Consider the following 10822-nt stretch of genomic DNA (forward strand, 5'->3'; position numbering starts at 1 on the left):
GGCTCGGAGATGTGTATAAGGTACAGGTCCGGGGGCCGGTCGCGGTCCGGGCGGGCTGCTCGGGCGCCCGGTTCTGGGCCTGCGGGTGGCGTGCGCCGTCGCCGGGTGGTGCGGGGCGCGGGCGGGGGGAGAGGGGAAGCGTCCGTTGCGAATGGTGATCGAGTCGTCGCTGTGCGTCATGGGTTCATGATGCGACGTACCACTGACATCCGGGGCGGCCTGTGGACAACCGGCCGCTTGTGGAAAACCCCCGGGTCAGCGCACCGCGAACGGCTCGTCGGTGCGGACGATCTCGCGGCCCAGCGGGAACAGCGAGACGGGGATCAGCTTGAAGTTGGCCACGCCGAACGGGATGCCGATGATCGTGAGGCAGAGCAGGAGCCCGGTGACGATGTGCCCGAGCGCGAGCCACCAGCCGGCCAGCACCAGCCAGAGCACGTTGCCGATGCACGACGGGGCACCGGCGTCACGCCGCTCCACGGTCGTGTACCCGAAGGGCCACAGGGCGTAGACGCCGATGCGGAAGGCGGCTATGCCGAACGGAATGCCGATGATCGTGATGCAGAGCACGAGTCCGGCGGCCAGGTAACCCAGGAACAGCCAGAACCCGCTGAGCACGAGCCATATGACGTTCAGGACGGTCTTCACAGCTGGCGACCTGCCATCTTCTCGAGTCGGGCGATTCGTTCCGCCATCGGCGGGTGGGTGGAGAACATCCTGGACAGGCCCTGACCGGGCCGGAACGGGTTCGCGATCATCATGTGGCTCGCGGTCTCGATCCGGGGTTCCGGCGGCAGCGGGAGCTGCTTGGTGCCGGCCTCCAGCTTGCGCAGGGCGCCGGCGAGGGCGAGCGGATCGCCGGTGAGCTGGGCGCCGGACGCGTCCGCCTCGTACTCACGGGAGCGGCTGATGGCGAGCTGGATGAGGGACGCGGCGAGCGGGCCCAAGATCATGATCAGCAGCATGCCGAGCAGGCCGGGGCCGTCGTCGTCGTCCGAGCGGCCGATGGGGATCAGCCAGGCGAAGTTGACCAGGAACATGATCACCGAGGCGAGTGCGCCGGCGACCGACGAGATCAGGATGTCACGGTTGTAGACATGGCTCAGCTCGTGGCCGATGACTCCGCGCAGCTCCCGCTCGTCGAGTATGCGCAGGATGCCTTCGGTGCAGCACACGGCGGCGTTGCGTGGGTTGCGGCCGGTGGCGAAGGCGTTGGGTGCCTCCGTCGGTGAGATGTACAGCCGGGGCATGGGCTGGCGGGCCTGCGTGGAGAGCTCGCGCACCATGCGGTACAGCGCGGGTGCCTCGAACTCGCTGACCGGGCGGGCACGCATGGCGCGCAGGGCCAGCTTGTCGCTGTTCCAGTACGCGTAGGCGTTGGTGCCGAGCGCCACCAGAACCGCGACGATCAGGCCCGCACGCCCGAAGAAGCTGCCGATGACGATGATGAGTGCGGACAGTCCCCCGAGGAGTACTGCGGTCCTGAGCCCGTTGTGCCGGCGGTGCACGGTACGCCCTCCAAGTGGTGCGGCAGGGGAACCCTTTGCTGGTCGTTCTGCGATGCCACCGGTGCCGTGGTGTCACGTCCAGTGGACCCTCCCTGACTGGTCAACGCCAGGCGAGGGGCGCTGGTTCCCTTGTGCCGACGCGGCGGCCGTGCGCCGACCGGGTGAGCACGGCCGGCCGGACGCCAGGGCCCGGCGGCGCGGTCTCGTCGACCGTGTGCCGCCGGGCCCGGGTGGTGGCGGTGACGTCCTGATGCAGCGGGCCGGGTCAGAAAAGACCGGTGTCGGCGAACCGCAGGACGAGCTGGGGGGCACCGGACAGGGCGATGCCGAGGACCGCGGTCAGAGTGATCGCGGCTGTCAGCGGTGCGGGGACGCGATGGCGAACCGGCTCGCCCTCCGGCGCGCGGAACAGCAGGGCCGTCCACCGCAGGTAGTAGAACAGCGCGATCACGACGTTGGCGGCCATCACGACGGCCAGCCAGCCCAGCCCCGCGTCGACGGCCGCGGAGAAGACGGTGACCTTGGCGAACAGGCCGATGACGCCGGGCGGCAGTCCGGCGAGGCAGAGCAGGAAGAAGGCCAGCAGGAGCGCGGCCAGCGGGTTCTTCGTGTAGAGGCCGCGGTGGTCGTTGACGCGGTTGAGCGGCCGGGTGCGGCCGACGACCGCGGCGACGGCGAAGGCGCCGAGGTTCACCACGCCGTACATGAGGGCGTAGGCGAGGGTGGAGCCGACGGTGCGCTCGGCGTCGTCGGTGTAGGCGGCCGAGGCGATCGGCACGAGCAGGTAGCCGGCCTGGCCCACGGACGACCAGGCGAGCAGCCGTACGGCGCTGTACGCGCGCGTGGCGGACTGGCGCAGGGCACCGACGTTGCCGACGGTCATGGTCAGCGCGGCGAGCGCGGCGAGCGCCGGACCCCATACGTCGCCGTACGAGGGGAGGGCTACGACGGTGACGAGGACGAGGCCGGAGAAGCCGACGGCCTTGCCGACGACCGACAGGTAGGCGGCGATGGGCAGGGGCGCTCCGATGTAGGTGTCGGGCACCCAGAAGTGGAAGGGCACGGCGGCCGTCTTGAACGCGAAGCCGACGAGGGTGAGTACCACGCCTGTCCGGGCCAGCGTGTGCAGTTGCCCGTCGACGTGCCCGATCCGGTCGGCGACCTGGGTGAGGTAGAGCGTGCCGGTGGAGGCGTAGACGAAGCTGATGCCCATGAGGCTGACCGCGGTCGCGGTGACCGAGGAGAGGAAGAACTTGAGCGCGGCCTCGGAGGACCGCTTGTCGCCGTGGCGCAGGCCGACCAGGGCGAACGCGGGCAGGGAGGCTACCTCCAGGGCGACGATCAGTGTCGCGAGGTCCCGGGAGGCGGGCAGGAGGGCGGCGCCGGACGCGGAGGCCAGCAGCAGGAACCAGAACTCCCCTTCGGGGAGTTGCCTGCGGGCGTCCTTCAGGGCCGTGACCGACAGCAGTGCGGCGAGGAGGGCGCCGCCGAGGACGAGCATCTGGATGACGAGGGTGAAGCGGTCCGCGGTGTAGCTGCAGACCTTGGGGTCGCCGGTGAGGCAGAAGGTGGAGCGGTCGCCGTCCGTCAGCGGCAGCAGCAGGGCCGTGGACGCGGCGAGGCCGGCCACCGACAGCCATCCGAGCAGCGGTTTGCGTCCCTCGGGCACGAACAGGTCGGCGACGAGGACGGCGAGCGCGACGAGCGCGGCGAGGGTGGGCGGGGCGATGGCGAGCCAGTCGACGGACTGGACCAGGGACGCGGCCAGCGGCTGGACCGGGTGGCTCATCGGGGGCCTCCTGCGAGGAGCTGCTGCACGGCCGGGTCGGTCAGGCCGAGGAGGGCCTTGGGCCACAGTCCGGCGAAGACGGTCAGGGCGACGAGCGGGGTCCATGCCGCGAACTCGTAGGCGTGGACGTCGGTCGTCTTCGGCGCGTCCTGCGGCAGGGCCCCCATGCAGACGCGGCGGACCACGGCGAGCATGTACGCGGCGGTCAGCAGGGTGCCGAACGCGGCGATGGCCATGAAGGTGAGGAAGGCGCCCCGGTGCAGGTCGGCGGCGGGCCGGAACGCGCCGAACAGGGCGAGCATCTCGCCCCAGAAGCCGGCGAGTCCGGGCAGGCCGAGGGAGGCCACGGCGCCGAACGCGAGCAGCCCGCCGAGGCGGGGCGCCTTGCCGTAAAGGGCGGCTCCGCTCTCCTCGGCGAGGGTGTCGAGGTCGGTGCTTCCGGTGCGGTCCTTGAGCGCGCCGACCAGGAAGAAGAGCAGGCCGGTGATGAGGCCGTGGGCGATGTTGGCGAACAGGGCGCCGTTCACGCCGGTCGGGGTGGTGCTGGCGATGCCGAGCAGGACGAAGCCCATGTGGCCGACGGACGAGTAGGCGATGAGCCGTTTCAGGTCGCCTTGCGCTCCCGGCTTGGCGAGGGCGAGGCAGGCGAGGGATCCGTAGATGATCCCGACGACGGCGAACGCGGCGAGGTACGGCGCGAAGGTGTGGAAGCCGTCGGGTGCGATCGGCAGCACGATCCGGACGAACCCGTACGTGCCCATCTTCAGCAGCACTCCGGCGAGGAGGACCGAGCCGACCGTCGGGGCGGCGGTGTGCGCGTCGGGCAGCCAGGTGTGCAGCGGCCACATCGGCGTCTTGACGGCGAGCCCGATCCCGATCGCCAGTACGGCGATGACCTGCACGGTTGTGGTCAGCGACCGGCCGTTGTCAGTGGCGAGTGCCACCATGTCGAACGTGCCCGCCTTGAGCCCGATCAGGAGCAGGCCGAGCAGCATGACGACCGAGCCGAGCAGCGTGTACAGGATGAACTTCCAGGCGGCCGCAGCGCGGCCCTCGCCGCCCCAGCGGGCGATGAGGAAGTACATGGGGATCAGGACCGTCTCGAAGGCGAGGAAGAACAGCAGCAGGTCGAGCACGGCGAACGTGGCGAGGGTGCCGGACTCCAGCAGGAGCAGCAGCGGGACGAACGCCTTCGTGCTCGGGCCCGCCGGCATCTTGAAGTACGAGTAGAGCGCGCTGAGGAACGTCAGCAGCGCGGTGAGGACCAGGAGGGGGAGGGAGATGCCGTCGATGCCGAGGTGGATCCGCACGTCGAGTGCGGGGATCCAGCTGATGTCGGTCGTGGCCTGCATCTTCGACGGCTGGTCGTGGTCGAAGCCGAGCGCGAGGACGATCGCGGCGATGAGCACCGCGCCCGTCACGGTGACACCGTGGCGGAGCACGGCCTGCTCGGGGGATTTCCCTTTCAGCCCGGGCGGGGCGGGCAGGAGGGCCGCGGCGGCGCCGAGGAGCGGGCCGACGACGACGAACGCCAGAAAGAACTGCATCACGGACTCGCTGATATCGATCACGCCTGCTCACGCTCCCGAGGCGACGAGGACGGCGGCGACCGCCAGGACGACGGTGCCGGCGAGCAGCGCGCTCACATAGGTCTGCACATTGCCGGTCTGGGCGCGCCGTACGGCGGTCCCGAGCCAGCGCGGCAGGGTGCCCGCCGCGCGTACGTAGGTGTCGACGACCTCGCGGTCCAGGAACTGCACGAGGCTCGCCGCGGCCTGCACCGGGCGGACGAACAGCACCCGGTAGACGGCGTCGAGGTGGAAGCCGGCGGCTGCGGGGTGGTGCAGCGGGCCGAGCAGCAGCCTGCTGGGGTCGGCCGGGTCGGCGGCGCCGGCGATGTCGCCGTAGGCGGGTTCGTGTCCGGCGACGGCCTCGGCCTCGACGAGGCTCGCGCCGCCCTCCGGGTGGGCGGCGACCGCGCCGAGCGGCACGCGCGCGGCGTGCGCGGTGGTGTGCCGCCATGCCGCGTAGGTGACGATGCCGCCGATCAGTGCCAGGCCCGTGCCGAGCACCGAGGTGGTCAGGGTGGGGGCGAGGTCGCGTCCGTCGAACCAGTCGGGCAGCAGACGGTAGGCGAGCCCGCCCATGGCGAGGGACGGCACGGCCAGCACCCACAGCACGACCGTCATCGTCAGCGGCTGTCGGCCGTGGTCGGGAGCGTCGGCGCCCCTCCCGCGGAAGGCGAGCAGCCACAGGCGGGCCGCGTAGGCGGCGGTCAGGAGCGCCGTGAGGAGGCCCGCGAGGAGGACGAGCCAGCCCGCCGCGGCGGGTGCGTGCTCGGTGTGGCCGGTGGAGACGTGTTCGGCGGCGCCGAGGACGGACTCCTTGGAGAAGAAGCCGCTGAACGGCGGGATCGCGGCGAGCGCGAGGAGCGCCACGGTCATCGTCCAGTAGGCGTCGGGCACCCGGTCGCGCAGGTGTCCCATGCGGGACATGGCGGCGAGGGAGTTGGTGCCGGCCGCGTGGATGATCACGCCGGCGGCGAGGAACAGCAGCGCCTTGAAAGCGCCATGGGACAGGAGGTGGAAGACGGCGGCGCCCCGGTCGGCGACGGCGAGGGCTCCGGTCATGTAGCCGAGCTGGCCGATCGTCGAGTAGGCGAGGACTCGTTTGATGTCGTCCTGGGCGAGCGCGGCGAGGCCGGAGCCGGCCATGGTGATCGCGGCCATGGCGGCGAGGACCACCATCGCCGCGGCGGAGGCCGCGAAGACGGGGAGGAGCCGGGCGATGAAGTAGACACCGGCGGCGACCATGGTCGCGGCGTGGATCAGTGCGGAGACGGGGGTGGGGCCCGCCATGGCATCGGGAAGCCAGGTGTGCAGCGGGAACTGCGCCGATTTGCCCGCGACGCCGGCCAGGAGCAGCAGAGCGATGAGGGTGGGGTGGTCCAGTCCGTCGTGGGCCACGGCGTCGAGGATCTTGGTGATCTCGAAGGAGCCGGTGTCGCCGGCGAGGGCGAACAGGCCGATGAGGAAGGGGACGTCGCCGAGTTTGGTGACCAGGAAGGCCTTGATGGAGGCGGCGCGGGCCTCGGGGGTCTCCCAGTAGTGGCCGACCAGGAAGTAGGAGCAGATGCCCATGACTTCCCAGCCGACCAGCAGCACGATCAGGTCGCCGGAGTAGACGACCAGCAGCATCGCGGAGGTGAACAGGGAGACGAGGGCGGCGTACGACGGGTAGCGCGGGTCGTCGCGCAGGTAGCCGACGGAGTAGATCTGCACACAGCTCGCGACGACGCCGACCAGGACGGCGACGAGGGCGGCGAAGCCGTCGATGTGCAGGGCCAGCTCGATCGGCACGGAGCCGGTCGGGGTGAGTTCGGTGGCGGCGTCGACGGCCGCGTCACCGCCCTGGCGTACGGCGACGAGGACGGCCAGTACGAGGGAGGTGAGCGTCGGCAGGACGGCGAGCGGCCGGACGAATCCCGGTGCCGTGCGGCCCAGGAGCAGGCCGGCATTGGCGCCGAGGAACGGCAGGACGGGGACGAGGGCGGCGAGGGTGGTCGTGGTCACGTGGAGGCCTCAGCCTTCTCGGCCTGCTCGGCCGCGAGGGCGTCGCTGTCGGGGAGGGAGGGGTCGGTGTCGTCGGGGCCGTGTCCCTCGGCGGTGTCGCGGAGCTTGTCGATGTGCGAGGTGCCGCGGTTGCGGTAGACGGCGAGGACGATCGCCAGGCCGATGCCGATCTCGGCGGCGGCGATGGCGACGGTGAACAGGGTCAGGGCCTGCCCGGAGTGCAGGGTCTCCTCTGCGGTCCTGCTCAGCCATACGTCGAAGGCGACCAGGTTGAGGTTGACTGCGTTGAGCATCAGCTCGACCGACATCAGCACGAGGATGGCGTTGCGGCGGGCGAGGACCCCGTACACGCCGGTGCAGAAGAGGAGCGCGGAGAGTACGGCGGGGTAGGCGAGGTGCATCAGCGGGCGCCTTCCTGCTCGGTCGTCGTCCCTGCATCGGCCGGGTCGTGAGCCGGGTCCGGCTTCTGGTGGTCGGCGGGCTCTTCGGGGTGGGCGGCCGTGCGGGACTCGGCGGGAGCAGCGGGCCTCGTTCCCTCGATCGGGTGATTCCGGGAATCCGGGACGGATGGGGAACCTCCGGACCCGGCCCGGGAGTTCACAGGGGGAGAGCTCGACTCCGCCTTCGCTTTCCGCGACAGGACGATCGCACCGACCAGTGCGGCGAGGAGGAGGACGGAGAGGGCCTCGAAGGGGAGGACCCAGTTCTGGAACAGGCTCGCGCCGGTGACCTCGGTGGAGCCGGCGGCGGGCCCGTCGAGGTCGATCCAGGTGGTGCGGAAGGCGTCGACGACCACCCACACGAGTGCCGCCGCGGCGGCGACGGCCACGGTGAGCGCGGCCCAGCGGTTGCCGGAATCGGCGTCCGGGGAGCGGCCGATGGGCGCCTTGGTGAGCATCAGACCGAACAGAAGGAGGACGACGACGGAACCCACATAGATGAGGACCTGCACCCAGGCGATGAACTCCGCGGTGAGCAGGAGGTATTCGACGGCGAGACCGCCGAGGGCCACCACGAGCCACAGGGCGGCGTGCACCAGCTGCCGGGTGGTGACGGTGACGAGGGCGGCGCCGAAGGTGAGCAGACCGACGAGGAGGAACGCGATCTCGACGCCGGTCGGGGAGAGGAAGCCGTGGCTCTCGGCGGACTGGGTCATGGCGTGGGCGGTCGCTGCGAGGCGTGTCATTCCTGGCCCTCCTGCCGCGGCCGGTCCGTCTGCGGGCGGGGGTCGCCCTGGGCGCGGGTCTGCTCCTGGGCGGGGGCTGCCGAGGACGGTGCGGAAGCGGCCTGCTGGGCGGCCAGCTTCTCGGCGGTCTTGCGGGCCGCCGCGATCTCCTTCGGCTCTTCCGCGGCAGGGTCGAGCGCGGGCGGGGCGGGGACGGTCCACATCCACTCGCGGAGCTTGTCCCGTTCGTGGGTGAGATCGCGGATGGCGGTCTCGGCGTACTCGAACTCCGGTGACCAGAACAGCGCGTCGAAGGGGCACACCTCGATGCAGATACCGCAGTACATGCAGAGGGAGAAGTCGATGGCGAACCGGTCGAGGACATTGCGGCTGCGTTCACGCCCGCCGGGGGTGGCCGCCGGGATCGTCTCCTTGTGGGAGTCGATGTAGATGCACCAGTCGGGGCACTCGCGGGCGCACAGCATGCACACCGTGCAGTTCTCCTCGAACAGCCCGATGACTCCGCGGGTGCGGGGCGGCAGCTCGGGCTGAGCGTCCGGGTACTGCTCGGTGACGGACTTCCGAGTCATCGTGCGCAGGGTGACGGCCAGGCCCTTGGCCAGGCCGGCGCCCGGGAAGCGGGACTTGGCGGGCTGGTGAGGCTCGGCCATGGCTACTGGATCACCACCTTGACGATGCCGGTGAGGGCGATCTGAGCGAGAGAGAGGGGGACGAGGAGAGTCCAGGACAGTTTCTGAAGCTGGTCCTCGCGCAGGCGGGGATAGGTAACGCGCAGCCAGATGACGATGAAGGCGAGGACGGCCGTCTTCAGCAGGGTCCACACCCAGCCGAGGCCGTCGGCACCCCACGGGCCGTGCCATCCGCCCAGGAAGAGGACGGTGGTCAGGCCGCACAGGACGACGATCCCGGCGTACTCGGCGAGGAGGAACAGAGCGAAACGCAGACCGGTGTACTCGGTGTACGCGCCGAAGATGATCTCCGAGTCGGCGACGGGCATGTCGAACGGGGGCCGCTGCAGTTCGGCGAGACCGGCGACGAAGAAGACGATCGCGCCGACGATCTGCCAGGGCAGCCACCACCATTCGAAGGCGTCGAGGATGCCGGGGAGGGAGACGGTGCCGGCCGCCATGGCGACGGAGGCGGCGGCGAGCAGCATCGGCAGTTCGTAGGCGAGGAGCTGAGCGGCGGTACGGAGGCCGCCGAGGAGGGAGAACTTGTTCGCGCTGGCCCAGCCGGCCATGAGGGAGCCGAGGACGCCCACACCCATCACGGCCAGGACGAAGAAGACACCCGCGTCGACGACCTGGCCCACGGCGCCCTCGCTCGGGCCGATGGGGATGGCGAGCAGGACGAGGAGGTACGGCAGGAGCGCGACGGCGGGGGCGAGCTGGAAGACGCGGCGGTCCGCGCCCGCCGGGACGACGTCCTCCTTCTGCGCGAACTTCACGCCGTCCGCGACCAGCTGCGCCCAGCCGTGGAAGCCACCGGCGTACATCGGGCCGAGGCGGCCCTGCATATGGGCCATGACCTTGTGCTCGGTCTGGCCGACGAGCAGAGGGAAGGTGAGGAAGACGACGAAGACGAGGAGGAGTCGCAGGGCGACGTCGAGCACGTCGTTCACTGCTGGCCTCCTGCGGGGTCGTCGGGGTCGGTGTGGCTGTGGCGGTCGGCGGGCGCCGGCTCGTCAGCCCGGGGAGGTGCGTCGCCGGGAGCGGCCTCGCCCGGGCTCCCGACACCAGGAGCGGCCTCGCCCGGGGCCCCGTCACCAGCAGTGGCCTCGCCCGGGGCCCCGTCACCAGCAGTGGCCTCGCCCGGGCTCCCGTCACCAGCAGTGGCCTCGCCCGCGCGCGTCGCCGTGGGGGGCGTGTCACCAGGAGTGGCGGCCGTGGAAGTGGCGTCGGCGTCCTGCTCTCCCGGTTCGGGGTGTCCGGTGGGCCGACGGTCCTGCTGCTCCGGCTGGGGGCCGGTCTGCGGGGTGTCCCGCTTCGGGCGGTCGCGGTCGTCGGCCTCCGGTTCGTCGAAGGCCGGGCGGGCGTGATGCCAGGGGGCGTCGGCACTGCGGGGAGCAGGGCGGCGGGGCGTACGCCGCGGCGCCCCGGCGGGGCCCACCGGTCGACCCGATGCCGCCGGTGCGCCGGCGTCGGCGGTGTTTGCGGCCGTGCCCGCCTCCCCGGTGCCAGGACCGGTGGCGGCCTGCTCGGGGGTGCCCGACTCGGCAGGGGCCGGCTGAGGAGCGGTCTGCTCAGCAGCGGCCGACGGCGGGGCGGCCCGCTCGGCAGCGGCCGGCTCCGGGGCGGCCTGCTCCTCCCCAGCCTGCTCCGGGGCGGCCGGCTCCCCAGCGTCCGGCTGAGGAGCGGTCCCCTCGGTAGCGGCCGGCCGAGGAGCGGTCCCCCCGGTAGCGGCCGGCCGAGGAGCGGTCCCCCCGGTAGCGGCCGGCCGAGGAGCGGTCCCCCCGGTAGCGGCCCGCTCAGGAGTGGCCCGCTCAGCAGGGGCCGGCTGCGAGGTGGCACGGTCCGTGGCGGGTTCGGGTGCGGTCGCCTCGGTGGGCGTCGCGGGCGTGGTGGGAGGGGTGTCCGGTGTCGCGCCGGAGGCGGGCTCTGCCGCCTGGGCTCGCTGGGAGGCCGAGCCTTCGCTCGCGCTGCGGGCGCGGCGCTGGGTTGCCGAGCCCTCGCTCGCGCTGCGGGCACGACGTTGGGAGGCCGAGCCTTCGCCGGCGGTGCGGGTGCGGCGGGTCGTGGGCGGGGTCGACGGGGTGGTGGCCGTCGGC

At 71.8% G+C, this 10822-nt stretch carries 10 protein-coding genes; 1 reads left to right on the forward strand and 9 read right to left on the reverse strand.

The features are described from left to right. Window positions 1–255: 255 nt before the first annotated feature. The 9 genes from MTQ10_RS21605 to MTQ10_RS21650 all read right to left on the reverse strand — a co-directional run bounded on the left by MTQ10_RS21605 (window position 256) and on the right by MTQ10_RS21650 (window position 9676). Complete coding sequence (locus tag MTQ10_RS21605) at window positions 256–648, reverse strand: YccF domain-containing protein (protein WP_247470898.1); 393 nt, start codon at window positions 646–648, stop codon at window positions 256–258. Next, window positions 645–1508 (reverse strand): zinc metalloprotease HtpX, encoded by an 864-nt coding sequence (gene htpX / locus MTQ10_RS21610; protein WP_247470901.1) that lies wholly within the window; start codon window positions 1506–1508, stop codon window positions 645–647. Before htpX ends, MTQ10_RS21605 begins: the two co-directional genes overlap by 4 nt. A 265-nt stretch (window positions 1509–1773) precedes the next feature. Next, window positions 1774–3297, reverse strand: coding sequence for an NADH-quinone oxidoreductase subunit N (locus tag MTQ10_RS21615; RefSeq protein WP_247470904.1), 1524 nt, complete (start codon window positions 3295–3297; stop codon window positions 1774–1776). Further along, complete coding sequence (locus MTQ10_RS21620) at window positions 3294–4868, reverse strand: NADH-quinone oxidoreductase subunit M (protein ID WP_247470922.1); 1575 nt, start codon at window positions 4866–4868, stop codon at window positions 3294–3296. The genes MTQ10_RS21615 and MTQ10_RS21620 overlap by 4 nt, the downstream gene beginning before the upstream one ends. Window positions 4869–4874: 6 nt before the next feature. Then, window positions 4875–6869 (reverse strand): NADH-quinone oxidoreductase subunit 5 family protein, encoded by a 1995-nt coding sequence (locus tag MTQ10_RS21625; RefSeq protein ID WP_247470925.1) that lies wholly within the window; start codon window positions 6867–6869, stop codon window positions 4875–4877. Then, a complete protein-coding gene (nuoK, locus tag MTQ10_RS21630; RefSeq protein WP_247470928.1) occupies window positions 6866–7270 on the reverse strand; it encodes an NADH-quinone oxidoreductase subunit NuoK in 405 nt (134 codons plus the stop codon). Before nuoK ends, MTQ10_RS21625 begins: the two co-directional genes overlap by 4 nt. Then, window positions 7270–8055 (reverse strand): NADH-quinone oxidoreductase subunit J family protein, encoded by a 786-nt coding sequence (locus MTQ10_RS21635; protein WP_374117662.1) that lies wholly within the window; start codon window positions 8053–8055, stop codon window positions 7270–7272. Before MTQ10_RS21635 ends, nuoK begins: the two co-directional genes overlap by 1 nt. Then, window positions 8052–8705, reverse strand: a complete 654-nt coding sequence (locus MTQ10_RS31340; RefSeq protein WP_282612456.1) for a NuoI/complex I 23 kDa subunit family protein — start codon at window positions 8703–8705, stop codon at window positions 8052–8054. Before MTQ10_RS31340 ends, MTQ10_RS21635 begins: the two co-directional genes overlap by 4 nt. Window positions 8706–8707: 2 nt before the next feature. Then, entirely contained in the window at window positions 8708–9676 is a 969-nt protein-coding gene (locus tag MTQ10_RS21650) for a complex I subunit 1/NuoH family protein (RefSeq protein WP_247470931.1), read from the reverse strand. Between the two features lie 894 nt (window positions 9677–10570). On the opposite strand from MTQ10_RS21650, the gene MTQ10_RS21655 reads away from it, so the two are divergent. Next, on the forward strand, window positions 10571–10822 hold a 252-nt coding region (locus tag MTQ10_RS21655), incomplete at its 3' end, for a hypothetical protein (protein WP_247470934.1).

The sequence above is a fragment of the Streptomyces sp. XM83C genome (assembly GCF_023072675.1).
GTDB lineage: Bacteria > Actinomycetota > Actinomycetes > Streptomycetales > Streptomycetaceae > Streptomyces > Streptomyces thermocoprophilus.